Consider the following 19,259-nt stretch of genomic DNA (forward strand, 5'->3'; position numbering starts at 1 on the left):
CGAACAGCGAAAAATAGGTCAATTTAGAGACTATTACAAAAAAATAATATTTGTAATATTTATTATGAAAAATTTCACATTAAATCGTGTCTAAAAAAACCAGGACAAAATATTTTTTGTAATGATAACCTTTACAAATCTGAACTAGTCGACTAGATTTTTTCAAACAAATGGGTTATTTTGATATATTTACTGAAAATGATTATGACTATATTAAACTGTTTTAGATATCAATTTAATTATTTTGTGCTTTTTGATACGATTTGCTCGAGAAGTTACGAAAATTAATGGAGTGTTTCAAAAGATTAATTTCGTAACAAATTTTTCAGAAGGGAGAGAGTAGAGCACTAAGTAGGATATCTACATAAAAAACACAATAAGAGCGTGTTATCCTGCTGCTTCATTACTAAAAAGAAGACCGAGCAAGAGTTTTGAAGGAGGATAAAGAATTGAAAAAGTATACTCGAACGAAAAAAGTGAAAAATAAAAAAGTAACTAAATATGTTAAAAGAGCATCTTATACAGCCATCGCAACGACGTTAGCTTTTCAACCGATTGCTCCGCTATTTCAAAATGGACAGTTTGTTGGTTTTTCAGACCAAAAAGTGAATGCAGCATTAGCCGACATCAGTCTACTTGGCGCAGGCAGTACGCTACAAAGTAATGTTGGTGTAGCAGAAGCAGAAGGGACTAGAATTTCTCAAAATGAAGAAGGTAACTATGATTTAGACGTAACACTGCGTGGACAAGCTGGGGGAATAGAAGTTGATTTACTAGATCCTAAAACAGCTGTATTTGTTATTCCGCCAGAATTAAGTGACGAAATCCAGACAACTGGCGCAGTAGTAGATATCAACATCAATCTATTGCTTCCGAATACCATAGATGCTCTTAACAATACAGAGTTAGATGGAGTTGTGACTACAACGAATAGCTTAGTAGCATTACTCGGGGGCGTTGGCGAAGGTTTAGGTGTTAGTGGAATCGGCAGACTAAACAGAGCCGTTACAGCACTTCAAACAGCATTAACTTTACCTTATAATGCAACAGTTCCAGTCATTGAAAGAACGGCTCCTGATGGTTCTGTGGTATTAACAGCAGAATTTACAGAGGGTGTAGGACAAGCTATTCAACAAAATTACATTAATATCTTAAATGAATTAACTGCCGCAATCAATGGCTTAAGATTAACCAATCCATTGCTAGGTGCGTTAGTTAATCCTCTTCTTAGAACACTTACTGGGACAGTTACGACAACAGTTATACCATTAGTGAATGGTATTGTGGCTGGTACCAATAATATTTTGACTCAAACAGTAGATATTAATATTGGTGGAAATTCATTCTTTAGATTAAGAGGCGTGACGGTCGCTGATCCGGACGTAGAAACAGCGGATATACGAGCTGCAGTCGTTTCTCTTACAGGTCCAGCTTTACTAGATATCGATATCTTGACAGATGTTCAAACGGAAGCCCCTTTTGTAACTTATATATTTGATGGGGTTGTTCTAGAAGGGCCATTTAGTCCAGCTGCTCCTTCAGTTGATCCATTATCCGAAGATTCAACTGAAATTACAGGTACAACAACGGACATAGATATACCAGACGACGTTATTTTAACAGCTATTTCAACATTGCCAGATGGAACAAGTCTATCTGCAGTTGTTGGGGAAGACGGTAGCTTCACGATTCCTTTAGGAGATAATACACTTGTAGGAAATGAAGTCGTTTCGACTGTTATCAGCGCGACAAACCCAGCAGGTACGTTAGTCAGTACACCAACAACCACAATTGTTGCGGTAGTTGAAGAACCAGAAGGACCTGACTGGGAAGGATACACTCCAGGAGTGCCGACAACAGAAGAAGTAACAGTAGACTCAACAACATTATCTGGTTACGTGACAGATGATTTGGATGCAATACCGGCAGGAACAGTGCTTGAAGCGATTCTGCAAATTGATGTTGAAGGCGCTACACCTTTAACGGTAACAGTCGATCCAGATGGAACGTTCGACTTTGATCTTACGGGTCTTGCTTTAGAAGAAGGGCAAGTACTCAGTATCTCTATTCGTGCTACTTTAGAGGGAGATGTTCGAACAGGGGACGCTGCCTTAAGAGTAGTGGGTCCAGCGGTTGAAGAGCCAGAAGAACCAGAAGAGCCGGACTGGCAAGAATTTAGTCCTGTTGCTCCAACTGTTCAAGATGTCATCTTAGCAGGTTCTACAGAAATCTCCGGTTCTACAACAGATTTACCAAGTGAAGTACCGGATGGTGTTACATTATTTGCTCAAGGATTCGTACCTGGAATTGGGGCATTTGAAACACCTGTAGGCGAAGATGGTAGTTTTACGATTGATACGGGCGACTATACCCTTCTAGAAAACGACGTTGTTTTCGTTTCAATTGTAGCTAGACTAGGTAACGAAACAAGAAGTAGTACAGTTGTGGAAAGAACGGTAACTGTAGCAGATCCACTTGATGGGTTTGTACCAGCAACGCCTACACTTGGAACATTGAGAACCAATTCTACAACGTTATCTGGTACAACAACAGATTTACCAGAAGATTTACCAGATGGAGTTGAATTCATAGCACTCATGAGAGTGTTACCAGATGGTGAAATTTTGTCTGCGACAATTCAAGCAGATGGTAGCTTTACATTTGATGTATCTGAAATTGACTTACCAGAAGGCGCTGATTTTGCTTCTATTATTAGAGCATCAACAGCAGATGGTCAATTCCGAGACAGCGATGTATACTTCGATGTTATTCTTCCAGCAGAAGAAGAACCAGCAGATCCATGGGGAGACTTTACGTTAGCCGCTCCAACGATTGAACCACTTAGTGAAGATTCTGAAATTGTTACAGGAGCGATTGGAAATCCAATTGCTGATATACCAGAAGGTGCTTTATTAACGGCCTCAATTACTTTAGAGGACGGAACCGTATTAACTGCACCAGTATCACCGAATGGGACGTACTCGGTGTCACTTGCAGGAAATGAGTTAAGCGTAGATGATATTGTTACTGTTGAAATCATCGGAGTGCTTGAAGGTGTGAGCATTACGAGTACACCAACAGCTACAACGGTATTAGCCGGAGAAGTTGAAGAACCAGCAGATCCATGGGCAGGTTTCACTTTAGCAGCACCAACAATCTCAACGCTCAGCGAAGATTCTGAAGTTATCAGCGGAGCAATCGGAAATCCAATTACAGAAGTACCAGAAGGCGCTCAATTGACGGCTTTCATTACACTTGCAGATGGAACAGTAGTGCAAGCACCGGTATCAGCCGATGGGACCTATTCAACATCGCTTGCAGGAAACGTGCTTGAAGAAGGTGACGTTGTGTCTGTACAAATTGTTGGGGTACTTGAAGGTGTGACAGCGACAAGTGCAGCAACAACGACTACAGTACTAGCTGGAGAAGTTGAAGAACCAGCAGATCCATGGGCAGGTATTACACTTGGAGCACCAACGGTTGCACCACTCAGTGAAGATTCCGAAATCATCAGTGGAACGATTGGAAATCCAGTAGAAGATATTCCAGATGAAGCGCAACTTACAGCTGTAATTACGCTACCGGGCGGGGGAGTTATTAATGCCCCAGTGTTACCGGATGGAACGTATTCAGCATCACTTGCTGGAATTGAACTTGAAGAAGATGATATTGTCTCAGTGCAAATTGTAGGATTACTTGGAGGAGTAACAGCGACAAGTGCACCGACAACAACAGCGGTATTAGCTGGAGAAGTAGAAGAGCCAACTGATCCGTGGGCAGGTATTACGCTAGCAGCACCAACAATTGCGCCACTAAGTGAAGATTCTGAAATCATTAATGGGGCAATTGGAAATCCAATTGGAGAAATTCCAGAAGGGGCACAATTAACGGCTGTCATCACATTGCCAGGTGGAACAATTATAAATGCCCCGGTACTACCAGATGGAACGTATTCAGCATCACTTGCAGGCAATGTGCTTGAAGAAGATGACATTGTTTCTGTACGAATCGTAGGAGTTCTTGGAGGCGTAACAGCGACAAGCGCACCAACAATTACAACGGTACTAGCTGGAGAAGTAGAAGAGCCAGCAGATCCGTGGGAAGGAATCACGCTAGAAGCACCAACAGTTGCGCCACTAAGTGAAGATTCAGAAATTATCAGTGGATCGATTGGAAATCCAGTAGAAGAAATTCCAGCGGAAGCACAATTGACAGCGGTAATTACACTACCAGGTGGAACAACGATCAATGCCCCAGTACTGCCAGATGGAACGTATTCAGCGTCACTTGCGGGCAATGTGCTTGAAGAAGATGACATTGTATCTGTACGGATTGTAGGTTTACTTGGAGGCGTAACAGCGACAAGTGCACCAACAACAACAACAGTATTAGCCGGAGAAGATGAAGAGCCAGCAGATCCATGGGCAGGATTCACATTTGAATTACCGACCATCGATGAATTAACTGAAGATTCCGAGGCCATTACTGGAGCAATTGGTAATGATATTGCGGACATCCCAGAAGGTGCCACGCTAGTAGCTTCTATTACTTTACCAAATGGTGCTGTTGTTCAAGTAGATGTAGCAGAAGATGGAACATACACTTATGAACTTGGAGACTTAGCATTACTTGAAGGTCAAACAGTCGCTGTTCAAATTGTTGGAACCCTTGATGAGGTAACTTCAACAAGTGGCACGGCAACAGCAACAGTATTGGCTGGAGAAGATGAAGAACCAGCAGATCCATGGGCAGACTTCGAATTTGGCACGCCAATTATTGATGCTGTAACAGAAGACTCCGTAACCATCACCGGAGCCATCGGAAATCCAATTGGAGATGTTCCAGCAGGAGCAGATTTGACAGCTGAAATCACATTGCCAAATGGAGATATACTATTAGCACCTCTAGCAGCAGATGGAACATTTACAGCTTCATTAGGTGGAGTAACGCTAGCTGAAGGCGAAGAAATTTCTGTTCAAATCGTAGGGAATCTTGCAGGCGCGACAGCTACAAGTCCTACGGCAACAACAACAGTACTAGCAGGAGAAGATGAAGAGCCAGCAGATCCTTGGGCAGGCTTTGAGTTTGGCTTACCAACCATTGATCCAGTGACAGAAGATACTGGAGTCATTAGCGGAGTCATCGGTAACGATGTTGCGGATATTCCAGAAGGTGCCGTACTGACAGCTCGTATTACACTACCTGGCGGAGAAGTATTGACAGCCCCAGTAGTCGATGGAACGTACTCAGTATCACTAGGTAATCGTGTACTAGTTGAAGGGGACGAAGTTTCTGTTCAAATTACAGGACTTCTAGAAGGTGTTAGCTTATCAAGTGGCGTAGCCTCTACTACAGTATTAGCAGGAGAAGATGAAGAACCAGCGGATCCATGGGGAGACTTCGAATTTGGTTTACCAGTTATTGAGCCATTAACTGCAGATTCAGACACCATTAGTGGAGCAATTGGTAACGCACCAGAAGATGTTCCAGAAGGCGCGGAGTCTACTGCGTATATCACTCTACCAAATGGAACGGTTGTTCAAACACCAGTATTACCAGACGGTACATTCGTTTATGATCTCGACGGATTAGAATTATCTGAGGGAGATATCGTAGCAGTTGAAATAGTGGGTACTTTAGATGGAGTAACATCAACCAGTCCTACAGCTGTTTCCGTTGTAGCAGCAGGCGAAGATGAAGAGCCGACAGATCCAGATACACCTGACTGGCAAGGATTCTTACCAAGTACACCAACAGTAGGTACATTATCCGCAGATGCTGTTTCATTAACAGGCACAACAGCTGATATTCCAGGCGACTTACCAGACGGTGTAGGATTGGTAGCTCAATTTAGAATACTACCAGATGGACCAATCGTTACAGCAGATATTGGTGAAGATGGTACTTTCACATTTGACTTATCAGATACAGTATTTGCGGTTGGAGATACGTTCGAAGTGAGAACGGTTGCTACTTTAGAAGGCGAAACACGTTCAAGTACACCTGCAGAAGGTACAGTAACACCAGGAGAAGTAGATCCGGAAAATCCATGGGGAGACTTCGTTCTAGGTGTTCCAACATTGAATGCTTTAACAGAGGATTCAGCAGAGGTTAGCGGAATGATTGGAAATATCGCTGCTAACGTTCCAGAAGGTGCTGTGTTAAGAGCAGTCATTACATTACCTGATGAAAGTACACTAGAAGTAGATGTAGACGAAGCAGGCATGTTCTCAGCACCTTTAGGAGACTTTGAGTTACTTGAAGGGCAAACAGTTTCCGTTCAGATCTTTGGAGCATTAGGTGGAGAAGAGATTTCAAGTGGGATCGGAACAACAACGGTTGGAGCTGGAGCAATTGATCCGGAAGAACCAACAGATCCAGACGAAGCTTGGGAAAATTATGAACTATCTACTCCATTCTTAAATCCAGTAACAGAAGATTCGGCTGTACTTTCAGGAACAACACTGAATTTACCAGGTGATGCACCTGAAGGGACAACATTAACTGCAGTTGCAACTTTACTAGATGGAACTGAAGTAGACGCTACAATAGATGAACTTGGTAACTTTGAATTCTCGCTAGCTGGTCAGTCATTGACTGCTGGAGAAACGATATCTGTTACCGTGGTTGCGAGTAGAAATGGCGAGACCAGAACAAGTCCAGCTTCTACAATCACAATCGGTACAGGTGCAATAGATCCAGACGATCAATGGGATAATTTAGTACTGGCAACACCAACAGTCAATCCAGTAACAGAAGATTCTGTCGAACTGACAGGTTCTACACTGAATACTCCAGGATTATTGCCGGAAGGCGCAACTTTAAATGCTCAAGTTACTTTACCAGATGGTACGGTATTGAACACTCTGGTAGCAGCAGACGGAACGTTCGCTGTATCGCTTGAAGGACAAACTTTACCAGTAGGGGAGACTATCTCAACATTAATCTTTGCTGAAAGAGCTGGGGAAAGAATTGACAGTCCAGCAGCGACTACTACAATTGCTACAGGTACTGTAGTAGTTCCAGAAGATCCGTCAGACGAAGAATGGGAAGCGTTCAATCCGGTTGTTCCGACAGTTAATCCATTAACGGATGCATCTACGGCCGTTACAGGAACAACTGAGAATCGACCAGGGGAAGTACCAGCAGGTACAGTTTTAACTGCGGTAGTAACTTTACCAGGCGGAGGTACGCTTACAGCGCCAGTTGGAGAAGATGGATCATTCGCAGTTGATTTGGAAGGAAATGCTTTAACACCAGGACAAGAAATTTTAACAACCATCCTTGCTGTCCGTGAAGGAGAAGAGAAAGTCAGTTTACCAGCTACAACAACAGTAGGATCAAGTGGTCCAAGTACTCCAGAAGAACCTGAGGAACCGGCTGATCCGTGGTTAGGATACTCTCCGGCGATTCCTAGTTTAGCAGGAGTTACAGAAGATTCCACAGTTTTAAACGGTAGCACAAATGATATTGCAGGAACTTATCCAGAAGGAACAGTACTGACAGTCACTTTCACTATTCCAGGATTAGGAACAGTTACTGAGACGGTCGCAGCAGACGGCACATTCAGTACGTCACTTGCAGGTGCGGCACTCGTAGCGGGAGAAACGATTACTGCAACCGTTACGGCTTCGTTAGAAGGGCAAGAATCATTAACTAGTGCGCCAGCTACTATTACAATTGGTGAAGGGACACCGGATCCACTTCCAGAAGATCCAGATGAAGCGTGGGAGGCTTATACACCAGCGACTCCGACACTTAATGCAGTGGATGCTGATTCGACAGTTGTTAGCGGGAATACAGTAGATGTTGGAGATGCAGTACCGGCGGATGCAACACTGTTTGCAGTACTCAGTATTCCAGGAATTGGAGAAGTTGAAGCAGACGTTGTAGATGGAGTCTTCACTATTGAAGTTCCAGCAGGCTCACTCGAAGCTGGGTCAATTATTACAGCAACGATAAGAGCGGAACGAGAAGGGGAAGAACCAAGATTCAGTGGTACAGCTAGTACGACTGTTGGTACAGGTACGGTTGATCCGGTCGATCCAGAACCAGCACCCGGATTGGGAGATTATATTCCTGCGGTACCGACTGTTAATCCAGTAACAGAAGACTCTACTGAATTGACAGGAACAACACCGGATATCTTAGCCAATCTTCCTGAAGGAACAGTACTCAACGCGGTGATTACGTTACCAGGAGGTGGAACTGAAACGGTACCGGTCGTTGATGGAGCGTTTAGTTTACCGTTAGATGGGATTGAATTAACACAAGGAGAAACGATTACAGTAACGATTGTTGCGACACTAGGAGATGAAACAGCTACAGGTACTCCTGCTACAATCACGATTGGTTCAGGTGTAATTGATCCAGTCGATCCTACTGATCCAGTTGATCCGGATGAAGAGTGGGCGGCATTTACACCAGCGATTCCAGGCTTGAATCCAGTAACAGAAGATTCAACCTTACTAACAGGATTTACAGCAAATACACCAGAAAATACACCAACAGGTACAACTTTGACAGCTGTTCTTACGCTGCCAGATGGTACTGAAATTGATGTAGTAGTAAATCCAGACGGCTCATTCGAATTCCCACTAGAAGGCGTGGCTCTAGAAGAAGGCGACTTACTTTCAGTCGTAATCATTGCTTCAAGAGAGGGAAATGATCCGATAACCAGTGGGGCTTCTATTGTAACTGTCACTGCAGGTGCACTTGATGAGGATGATGCTTGGGATAACTATACTCCAGCAATTCCAGTAGTTAATCCGGTACCAGAAAACGCAGAAGAAATCACAGGTTCAACACCAGATATTCCAGCGAACCTTCCAGAAGGAACAGAACTGGAAGTCGTCGTAACATTGCCTAACGGAGAAGAAGTAAGAGTTCCTGTAAATGATGATGGAACGTTTACTGTACCAATCGATGTCGAGCTGAGTGAAGGAGACACAATCACAGTTGTTATCGAAGCTTCTAGAGGAGATGAAACGAAAACAAGTGATCCTTCAACTGTTACTGTTGGACCAGAAATTGTAGATCCAGTTGATGAATGGGCAGACTTTGTTCCAGGCGTTCCAGCTGTAGATCCAATTACAGAAGATTCTGAAACCATTACAGGACGTTCGCCAAACCTACCATCTAGTTTACCGGCAGGTGCTACGCTCACTGTTGAAGTGACATTGCCAAATGGAGAAGTCTTAACAGGTGTTGTCAACGAAGATGGAACATTTGAAATAGATCTAGAAGGTAGAGAGTTAGAACCAGGAGATACCATCTCGGTTATCATCGTAGGAGAATATAACGGTGACAGAGTAGAAAGCTTGCCAGCCGAAGTGACTATCGGATCTAGTCAAGAAGAACCCGGAGAAGAAGAACCAGATGAAGGTATTTTCGATGGCATCACACCATTCATTCCGGCAATCGATCCGGTAACTGAAAACTCTACAGTTCTAACAGGTAGAACAACTGATACACTAGATCGTTATCCAGAAGGAACAGTGCTGTTTGCCAGACTGACACTACCAGATGGAAGAGTATTTATGGTCATGGTTAATCCAGATGGAACATTTGCTTTCTCTCTCAACGGTGTAACGTTAACTGCAGGAGATTTGCTAAATGTTGAAATCGTAGCGATGAATGGAGACGAAACAGTTTCCAGTATGCCATCTGTAATAACAGTAGGTGCAGGAGAAGTACCGGTAGATCCAGAGGAACCAGGTAACGAATGGGCTGATTTTGAACCGGCCGTTCCTACAATTCGACCAGTATTTGAAAATTCAACTGAATTAGTTGGTAGAACACCAGATATTGCATCCAATCTGCCTGAAGGAACGGAATTATGGGCATATATTACGATTGAAGGATATGATGAAACATTTAGAGTTCTAGTAGATGAAGATGGATTCTTTAGATTATCATTAGATGGAATTGATTTGGTTCCTGGAAGTTGGATTACAGTTAGAATGGTTGCTTTCAACGGAGAGGAAATGAGAATGAGCCTTCCAGCGTTTGCAACGGTAGCTGGCTTGGTACCAGGCGAACCAGGTGAACCAGGTGAACCGGGTGAACCGGGTGAACCGGGCGAACCAGGAGGACCAGGCGAACCAGGACAACCGGGAGGACCAGGACAACCAGGAGGACCAGGAACACCAGGACAACCGGGAGGACCGGGAACACCAGGACAACCGGGAGGACCAGGAACACCAGGAACACCAGGACAACCGGGAGGACCGGGAACACCAGGACAACCAGGCGTTCCGGGAACACCAGTAGTCAATCCAATCAGACCAGGGGATACTTCAGTTGGTGGAACAACTACACCGCCATCTCAACTCCCAGAAGGCTCTGAAATCGAAGTTGTAGTCGTCTTACCTGATGGAACAGTTATCAGAGGACCCGTCAATGCTGATGGAAGCTTCAATATTCCTTTAGGAAGACCAGTCGCTTCAGGAGAAATCATCAGAGTTTACACTGTGATTACAAGAGACGGTGAAGAAATGATGAGTGATACAGTGGTTATGTCAGCAGGAAGAGGACAGATTGGAACCGTACCAGGTAGAGATAGTGTTCGTGGACCATCGTCTAGACCTAGTGGATTCTTACCTCAGACTTCTAGCGCAGATACAATCACTCTGACAGCAATTGGTTTAGGATTGATTGGACTTGCAGGAGCATTGTTCTTCAAAAATAGAAAAAGAAAAAATAAAGCGTAAAAATAGTAGACTAAATTAAGTGAGCATAGACTAAAAAAGCCATTACCCTGAAATCTTAGGGTAGTGGCTTTTTAGCATGAAATGAAATTGAATTAGATTGATTCGTTTAAATAAAAATAGGAAGCAATTTCTTCTGATTCGTCAACAGGAATAGTATCAAGTAATGTACCCTGAGTTAAAAGTCGTTTATCACCATCATAGTTACAGGTAATCAAGGTGACCAAGGCTTCATCTGTATCTTCGATTACAGAAACTTGCGTGGGATCAATGATTTTATGGGTAACAATTTCATACACGTAAAAATTTGAAGCATCTGTCAGATAAACTTTCATACCTATTTCGGCCCTGTGAAGAGGTGCAAATAGTAAAGTGGGATCCTTCATATTATGACTTGCCAGTGCATAATTATCTTGTCCCATTTGTTGATTTTGCTTCATCGTTCCTGCGCCAGTCAAAAGGTTGTTGTTTGAGAGACCTTTTAAAATAGAAAGGTGCAAGCCAACTTCCGGAATGGCAATCGAACCAATCACAGGTAAATCTGAAGCAGACAACTGCGCTTTGAGGACATCTGTGATAGAGACTTCCTCAACGGATTCAAAATCAAAATTCCCATCTGCATAAGAAAGGTTTTGTTCTATATCAGATGTAGTAACTGTTAACGTTTCTGCGCTCCTTCGTTGCACTAAAAAATTTTGCAAAGGTTCTGCAGCTAAGAACATAAGGCCTATAATAAGTAAAAAAGCAGCAAGAAAAGAAATGATTTTAGATTTTGTTTTATCAGACATGTATCTCACCTTTTAGATTTAGATTATGACGATATACACAGTATACAGTATTTAATGGACATATGTGTTAGAAAAAGTGAACGTACGAAAAGAAAAAGAGGTTTTTAATTATAAATGAAATAATATCCGTTACTTTAAGCGTATTAGTTGTATACGTCTACATTTTTTCCTTAAGATAAGTGTAAATTAGATGAACAAATTCTTAAGGAGGACTTTATAATGGATCAGAGAACGATAGATACAGGAATGCCCTTAAATAGTATGAAGTTGAAATTGAAAAAATTAAAAAATCAAGTAATGGTAATCACTGGAGCAACAAGTGGAATTGGACTTGTTACTGCGAGAATGGCAGCGGAACAAGGTGTAAAATTAGTACTTGCGGCTCGAAATGAAGAGGCGTTGAACATTCTTCAAAAAGAGTTGAAAGTAAGGGGAACAGAGTCTGTATATGTAGTGGCAGATGTTTCTAAGGAAGAAGATATTGATAAAATTGCAGATAGAGCTATTGGACACTTCGGTGGCTTTGATACTTGGGTTAATAATGCAGGGGTAGCGTTATATGGATATTCTGCAGAGATACCAGTAGAAGATATGCGTCATCTTTTTGATATTAATTTCTGGGGTATCGTATACGGAACTAGAAAAGCCGTTGCACATTACAAAGAAAAAGGAGAACCAGGATCAATTATCAATTTAGGGAGTGTCGTCGGCAATCGTGCTTTCCCAGTACAGTCAATTTATTCTGCTAGTAAACATGCTATCAGAGGATTTACAGATGGGATTCGTATGGAACTTGAAAAAGAGCATGCGCCGGTCGTTGTTTCTCAGATACACCCAGCCAGAATAGATACACCGTATACAGATCATGCAACTAGCTATATCGATAAAAAACCGACACATAAAGGAATTGTCTACCCGCCAGAAAGTGTTGCAGAAGCGATTTTACATGTAGCTGAACATCCTACACGCGACATGTATGTAGGTACACAAGCGAAATTCTTTTCTATCTTCGGGATGGTTCATCCAAGAATCACGGATAAACTGATGGAAATCAATACATTCCAAACAAATTACGACGAGAATCAGTCGTCTCCAGCTCCAGAAGCAGGAAATTTATTTGAACCAAAAGAAGATCTTTACGAACGCGGAGCAAATTTAGGTTGGCATAGACCGAAAAGCCTTATGGTTAAAGCAAAAAAACATCCTGCACTTTCAACTATTGGACTTGTGGCAATTGGAGCTGCAGTAGCGGCATTAAAAGTGATAGAAGTTAAAAAAGCAATGGAAGTCAAAAAAGTAATGGAAATCAAAAAGCTCAAAAAAAGCTTCTTTTAAGAAAACAAAAGCCAGGATAGCTGAACTCAAGCTATTCTGGCTTTTTTGCGTTCACTCTCTAACGATATACGGTCAATCAAGTACTTTCAAAGTAAAGGATTAACTCAATCAATAATAGATGAGTAGAAAACGAGCACTCAATGCATTTAAACCATTTATATGTTACATACGCTTTTTAGTCAGTAGGTTTGAATTCTTTTAGAGTGTTAGTGAAAATCCCATCAGCGCCCATACCATAAGCATCAAGACCTTCTTCAAAAGAGTTAACCGTGTAAACATGCAAAAGTAAGTCTTTTGAAGCAAGACTATTTGAAAAGTCTGTGTTTAAAGCGGCATAGTTGATCCCAACTCCGCTAGCATAAGAGGCAACAGATGCTAGCTGATCACTCGTTAACTGTGCGGAAGTATTTTTGAAATGATACAACTAAATCAAAGAAATCTCAGGATTCAATTGATGAATTTTTTGAAGACTTTCTTCACTGAAAGATTGAAGTAAAAGCTTTTGCGCATCTCCAGCGTCATCTAACAAGTGATATTGGTCTAAAAGATTCAATAAATTTTCTTCCATATATGGATAAATCTCAGGACTCTTCGTTTCAATATAATAGTTGGCATTCAGCCCATATTCTTGAAAAAGAGTTTCTAGACGGATAATAGGCAATCCCTCAAATTGTTCATATGCTTTGTCTTTGTCAGGATAAGCTTCGTTGAACCAAGTACCTGCATCTAAGGTTTTTAGTTCTTCATAAGTAAAGTCACTAACGCGCCCGGTACCATCAGTCGTTCTATCAAGTGTTTCGTCATGTAAGATGACGAGTTCGCCATCTTTTGTTTGTTGTAAATCAATTTCAAGATAATCAGCATTTAAATCGTATGCCATTTGAAAAGCAGGCAGCGTATGCTCAGGCGCGTATGCGCTGGCGCCTCTATGAGCAATTAAGACAAAATCATCTGGTAAAGAAGTAGGTCGTTTCTCAGAAAGGGTATTTTTATAGAAGAAAAACGCAGTACCGATACCTAGCAAAGCTACTACAATAATAGAAAAATACTTACGAAACATTAGATCATTTCTCCTGTCAAAGGGGGTGAACTATTAGCATAGCGTATTAAAGACAGGATATATAGTCTATTCACGTTAATTTTACAAATCATACTTAACTTATATATAGATAAAGAAACTTTACAATCTTAACAATAATACCAAAGGAGATTGGCAAGAATTTTACATAGTCTTGTTAAGATTAGCCTGTTGAGAAATAGAATACGGACTTTTAATTGGAGGAACGCTATGCAACTCAATCAACAACCACTCATTACAGATAAAGGAAAAAGGATAAATCAAAAAGACAAGAAACGCAAATGGTCTGTAGAACCTTATATGTATTTAATACCTGCTATTGGTATCTTTTTTATGTTTACATACTGGCCATTCTTGCGAACGATATACCGAAGTATGTTTTTAACAGACAACCGTGGTATTGAAAAAGTATTTATAGGACTTAAAAACTATACCGACTTAATGACCTCAGAGTCTTTCATGAACAGCTTGCTGGTCACTGCACAATACGTGATGATCGTATTGGTAATTGGAATGGGATTTGGATTTTTAACAGCAGTTTTATGTAATAAAACGTTCCCAGGACTCCGATTCTTTTCTACTGTATATGCGATGCCTATGGCGATTGCTTCCAGCGGAATCGCTATGGTGTTTGGGATTATGTTGAATCAGAATATCGGAGCAGTCAATCAACTACTAGGAACAAATATCAACTGGCTAGCAGATCCAAAGTGGGCTCTATTAAGTGTAGCGGTCTTAACAGGCTGGCTGAACAGTGGGATCAATTTCTTGTACTTTAGTGCAGGGATGTCAAATATTCATGGTAGCTTGTATGAAAGTGCATCAGTTGATGGGGCAAATGGATGGAATCAATTTCTCTATATCACGTTGCCTGGATTAAAACATATTTCTTTCTATGTCATTGTTGTTAATATTATCGGAGCTTTCCAATCGTTTGGACAAATCAGAATCTTAACTTCTGGAGGACCAGGACAATCAACAAATGTTATTGTACATGATATTTACCGCAATGCTTTTCAGAATTTCCGGTTCGGACTAGCTTCCGCAGAATCAGTTATTTTATTTATTATCATATCTATCTTAACTGTGCTCATGTTCAGAACGCAGAGAAAGGAGACTTAAGTTGGCGGTTCATATAGAAGAAAATACACAACCATTTGTAATGGACGAAGAACAACTGGCATTGATCAAAAAACAAGAAATGAAAGAAAATCTAACAAAATTTGCGTTACTAGCAGTCAACATTGTATTGGTCAGTGTCGTACTTTTTCCATTGCTATATGCGGTGACAATGTCATTGAAGTCACCATCAGAAGTTTATACTTCAGAGTTTCAGTTTTTACCAGAAGCTTGGCAGTTTTCTAATTACAGAGATGCCTTTAAAGCAGCACCTTTAGGTAGATATATATTCAACTCATTTATTGTGTCATTGAGTATTACGGGGGGACAATTAGTTTCTGGAGCACTCGCAGCATTTTCCTTTGAATTTTTAGAGTCAAAAGGAAAAGAAGTGATATTCGCTTTAGTTCTAGCCACCTTGATGGTACCGGGAGAAGCGACGATTGTCTCCAATTACCTGCAAATCAGTCAGTGGGGATGGTTGGATAGTTTTCCAGCTTTGATTGTACCGTTTCTGACATCGGCTACGACCATCTTTTTGTTCAGACAATTTTTTAAAAGTTTTCCGATTGCACTATATGAATCAGCTAAAATAGATGGCTGTAGTAATCTGCGCTTCATTTTTCAGATTCTTTTACCACTAAGCAAACCAGCTATTGGGGCTGTATCTGTAAATGCCTTTATCAATGCTTGGAATATGTATATGTGGCCACTACTCGTATCGGGTTCTGATAATGCACGAACAGTGCAGATAGGTGTAAGCATGATGAACAGTGTCGATTCACAATCCATTGTGCTCATGCTTGCAGGAGTCGTTATCGTATTGATTCCTTCACTACTGATTTTTGTTGTCGGACAGAAATCACTTGTCAAAGGCTTGTTTTCAGGTTCAGTAAAAGGTTAACCCATTAAAACTAAAACACAAAAAAGGAGAAACAACTAAAATGAAGAAACTAAAATGGATTCAAACACTGGCTTTATCAGCAACAAGTTTACTAGCACTTGCAGCATGTGCGGGGGACGCTGAAACAGAAGCACAGGCAGAAGACGCAGGCATTAAATTATCAGATACTGTAACAGAAGATGCTTCAGCCGAAGGTCAAACGATCACATTCTGGCACGCAATGGGTGGTGCTGGCGGAGAAGCGCTTGAAGCCATCGTAGATAATTTCAATGAAACAAATGATCAAGATATTACTGTTGTATCTGAATTCCAAGGTACATATGATGATGCGATTACAAAATTAAGAAGTGCTTCACTTGGGAATTTAGATGCTGATGTCGTACAAATTTATGATATTGGAACACGTTATATGATTGATTCTGACTTGACGATTCCGATGCAACAATTTATTGATTCAGAAGATTACGATATTTCTCAAATCGAACCGAACATTGCTGCGTATTACACAGTAGCAGATAACTTGTATTCTATGCCATTTAATTCTTCTACACCAGTTCTTTACTATAACGAAGCCATGTTTGAAGCAGCTGGAATTGAAGAAGCACCTACTACTCTAGCAGAAATTGGTGAAATGAAAGATGCTTTAACTGAAGCAGGTGCACAAATGCCGATTTCATTGAATATTTATGGCTGGTTCGTAGAACAATTTATTGCGAAGCAAGGACTTGAGTTCGCAAACAATGGAAATGGTCGTGAGGCGATTCCAACTGAAGTCGAATTTATCAAGAATGGTGCAATGCAAAATGTACTTGAAGAATGGTATGCTCTTTATGAATCTGATGCAGCTCCAAATGTAGGTCGTGACGGAGGATCTACTGAATTCGTATCTGGTCAATCAGCCATGATGATTGGTTCAACTGCAAGTCTTTCTTCGATTCTTAGTGAAGTTGGCGGAGAATTTGAAGTGGGAACAGCTTATCTTCCTTCCATTTCTGAAGAAGATCAAGGCGGCGTATCTATCGGTGGTGCATCTGTATGGGCTCTTGATAATGAAGATTCAGATAAAGCTCAAGCATCTTGGGAGTTTATCAAATATCTAATTTCACCTGAAATTCAAGCTGAATGGGCTTCTGCAACTGGGTACTTCCCGATTACAACAGCAACTCATGAAGAAGAAGTCTTTAAACAAAATATCGAGAATTTCCCTCAATTCCAGACAGCGATTGATCAGTTACATGCTTCTAATCCAGAATCTCAAGGAGCTTTCCTAAGCGTCTTCCCTGAAGCACGTCAAATCGTTGAAAATGAAATTGAGAATATGTTGAATGGTTCATCTACTCCCGAAGCAGCTGCTCAAGAAATGGCTGATCAAATCAATGAAGCGCTAGAAAACTATAACTTAGTGAATTCCCCAGAATAATTCAAAAGGAGTGTGCAGGTATGGCAGAAGTACAATTGCGACAGGTCAGTAAAGTTTATGATGATAACACAGTCGCAGTAAAGCCATTGAACTTACAAATCAAAGATAAAGAATTTGTTGTTTTTGTTGGACCTTCTGGTTGTGGGAAGTCAACGACTTTAAGAATGATTGCAGGATTAGAAAAAATTTCTGATGGTGGTTTATATTTTGAAAATCAATTAGTGAACCATATGCCTTCTAAAGATCGCGATATCGCAATGGTTTTTCAAAATTATGCGTTATATCCTCATATGACGATTTACGATAATATTGGCTTTTCTTTGAAGATGCAAAAAATCAAAAAAGAAGAACGAGACGAGCGTATTCGAGAAGCGGCAGAAGTGCTAGGACTAACGGAGTATCTTAGTAGAAAACCGGCTTCACTTTCAGGCGGTCAGCGTCAACGAGTCGCATTAGGCAGAGCTATGGTTCGTAATCCTAAAGTGTTTTTACTAGATGAGCCATTATCGAATCTGGATGCCAAACTTCGAGTAGCTATGCGTTCTGAAATCGTTAAATTACACAGGAAACTACAGACAACGTTTATCTATGTTACGCACGATCAAACAGAGGCAATGACAATGGGCGATCGTATCGTTGTCTTGAATGATGGTCATTTAGAACAAGTGGATACACCGCTGAATCTATATGCTTTTCCAAAGACGAAATTTGTTGCAGAATTTATTGGTAGTCCTCAGATGAATATTTTTCCTACTACTTTACATGTGGAAGATGATAAAAGTTATATCTACTTCCAGAACCAAAGCATGACGATGGGGAGTAGTATTCAAAACAGACTCCCAAAACAAGCGGTAACGCAACCTGTCTATGCAGGTGTCCGACCGGAAGCGTTCGAACTTTCAGAAGATGAAAACGGCGAAACCATTAGTGTAACGGTAGAAAATGTTGAAAACATGGGGAGCGATACCTATATCTTTTTCCATGTAGAAGACAGAGAACAGTTAATGATTGCTAGAGTTCCTTCAGATGCAGAAATTGCTTATGGAGATTTGGTGCACTTGAAAGTCAATTTCAATAAATGGCATTTATTCGACCAAGAGACCGAACAATCGTTACTTCGTATGCCATTTGAATCAGAAGAAACATCTAAAGAGGAGGTGCTAGTATCATGAGTAGTTTAAACTTCGCACATAGAGGGTTCAGTGGTCAGTTTCCGGAGAATACCATGCTTGCTTTTGAAAAAGCAGTTGAAGCAGGAGCTGATGGTATTGAACTGGATGTGCAGTTAACGAGTGATGGAGAAGTAGTCATCTTTCATGATGATACACTGGAACGGTTGACGAATGGAAAAGGGACTTTAACAGAGTTTACCCTTTCAGAACTTCAAAAACTATCTGTACACTCCCAAAAGAATGCGGAAATACAAGACCAAAACATTCCTACACTTCGAGAATACTTAAGCTGGGTATCGAACACAGGAATAGTTACCAATATTGAACTGAAAACAGCTTCGGGTGATCCAACAGGTCTGGAACAGAAAGTACTTGAACTATTAGAGCAGTTCGATATAAAGGAAAAAATAATTATATCTTCTTTTTACGTTGAGAATATGATTCGAGTGAAGCAGTTAGAATCTGACGTTCAAACGGGCTTGCTGACGATTGATTGTAGTGAAAAAACGATTCAAAAAGCCGTTGATATAGGGATGGATTATTTTCATCCAGTGGCAAGTCAGCTAAACGAGACAGTCATTGAACAGATCCATCAATTTGGTCTGAAAATAAACATGTGGACGATTAACGAAGAATCTGATTTAGAAAAAGCGGAAGCCGCCAAACTTTATGGAATCATAACAGATTATCCTGATAGATTGAAAAAAATACAAGGTAATCTGTCAACTTGAGAC

General features: G+C 41.0%; 10 protein-coding genes. 7 read left to right on the top strand and 3 right to left on the bottom strand.

All coding sequences use genetic code 11. The features are described 5' to 3' along the window. The first annotated feature begins 449 nt into the window (after positions 1-449). A complete protein-coding gene (locus ACFP65_RS01105; RefSeq protein WP_379915091.1) occupies positions 450-10,712 on the top strand; it encodes an adhesive domain-containing protein in 10,263 nt (3,420 codons plus the stop codon). Between the two features lie 92 nt (positions 10,713-10,804). Here ACFP65_RS01105 and ACFP65_RS01110 read toward each other — a convergent pair whose 3' ends face one another. Next, positions 10,805-11,497 (bottom strand): class A sortase, encoded by a 693-nt coding sequence (locus ACFP65_RS01110; protein ID WP_379915093.1) that lies wholly within the window; start codon positions 11,495-11,497, stop codon positions 10,805-10,807. 219 nt (positions 11,498-11,716) lie between these two features. Between ACFP65_RS01110 and ACFP65_RS01115 the strand changes: the two genes are divergently transcribed. Further along, positions 11,717-12,832 (top strand): SDR family oxidoreductase, encoded by a 1,116-nt coding sequence (locus ACFP65_RS01115; RefSeq protein WP_379915095.1) that lies wholly within the window; start codon positions 11,717-11,719, stop codon positions 12,830-12,832. 175 nt (positions 12,833-13,007) lie between these two features. Here the strand turns inward: ACFP65_RS01115 and ACFP65_RS01120 are convergent, their stop codons facing one another. Then, the gene (locus ACFP65_RS01120; protein WP_379915097.1) at positions 13,008-13,256 is read right to left on the bottom strand and encodes a hypothetical protein; all 249 of its coding nucleotides are present in this window, start codon (positions 13,254-13,256) and stop codon (positions 13,008-13,010) included. Beyond that, complete coding sequence (locus ACFP65_RS01125; protein ID WP_379915099.1) at positions 13,257-13,892, bottom strand: glycerophosphodiester phosphodiesterase family protein; 636 nt, start codon at positions 13,890-13,892, stop codon at positions 13,257-13,259. It abuts the gene before it with no gap. 228 nt (positions 13,893-14,120) lie between these two features. Between ACFP65_RS01125 and ACFP65_RS01130 the strand changes: the two genes are divergently transcribed. From ACFP65_RS01130 to ACFP65_RS01150, 5 genes are read left to right on the top strand one after another with little or no spacing between them, the layout of a single operon-like run. Further along, positions 14,121-15,032: a carbohydrate ABC transporter permease gene (locus ACFP65_RS01130; RefSeq protein WP_379915101.1), complete on the top strand. Its 912-nt coding sequence runs from the start codon at positions 14,121-14,123 to the stop codon at positions 15,030-15,032. 1 nt (position 15,033) lies between these two features. Continuing rightward, positions 15,034-15,933, top strand: coding sequence for a carbohydrate ABC transporter permease (locus ACFP65_RS01135; RefSeq protein ID WP_379915103.1), 900 nt, complete (start codon positions 15,034-15,036; stop codon positions 15,931-15,933). Between the two features lie 40 nt (positions 15,934-15,973). Further along, positions 15,974-17,353 (top strand): ABC transporter substrate-binding protein, encoded by a 1,380-nt coding sequence (locus tag ACFP65_RS01140; protein ID WP_379915105.1) that lies wholly within the window; start codon positions 15,974-15,976, stop codon positions 17,351-17,353. A 20-nt stretch (positions 17,354-17,373) separates the two neighbouring features. Further along, complete coding sequence (locus ACFP65_RS01145) at positions 17,374-18,525, top strand: ABC transporter ATP-binding protein (RefSeq protein WP_379915107.1); 1,152 nt, start codon at positions 17,374-17,376, stop codon at positions 18,523-18,525. Continuing rightward, entirely contained in the window at positions 18,522-19,256 is a 735-nt protein-coding gene (locus ACFP65_RS01150) for a glycerophosphodiester phosphodiesterase (RefSeq protein ID WP_379915109.1), read from the top strand. Before ACFP65_RS01145 ends, ACFP65_RS01150 begins: the two co-directional genes overlap by 4 nt. Positions 19,257-19,259 lie beyond the last annotated feature (3 nt).

Origin of the sequence: Marinilactibacillus sp. GCM10026970 (assembly GCF_042660675.1) — a bacterium.
Taxonomy (GTDB): Bacteria; Bacillota; Bacilli; order Lactobacillales; family Carnobacteriaceae_A; genus Marinilactibacillus.

Bases quoted from the DNA above. Each gene is read 5' to 3' on its own strand.
- ACFP65_RS01110 (WP_379915093.1), bottom strand. From the start codon at position 11,497: ATGTCTGATAAAACAAAATCTAAAATCATTTCTTTTCTTGCTGCTTTT.
- ACFP65_RS01115 (WP_379915095.1), top strand. From the start codon at position 11,717: ATGGATCAGAGAACGATAGATACAGGAATGCCCTTAAATAGTATGAAG.
- ACFP65_RS01125 (WP_379915099.1), bottom strand. From the start codon at position 13,892: ATGTTTCGTAAGTATTTTTCTATTATTGTAGTAGCTTTGCTAGGTATC.
- ACFP65_RS01130 (WP_379915101.1), top strand. From the start codon at position 14,121: ATGCAACTCAATCAACAACCACTCATTACAGATAAAGGAAAAAGGATA.
- ACFP65_RS01140 (WP_379915105.1), top strand. From the start codon at position 15,974: ATGAAGAAACTAAAATGGATTCAAACACTGGCTTTATCAGCAACAAGT.
- ACFP65_RS01145 (WP_379915107.1), top strand. From the start codon at position 17,374: ATGGCAGAAGTACAATTGCGACAGGTCAGTAAAGTTTATGATGATAAC.
- ACFP65_RS01150 (WP_379915109.1), top strand. From the start codon at position 18,522: ATGAGTAGTTTAAACTTCGCACATAGAGGGTTCAGTGGTCAGTTTCCG.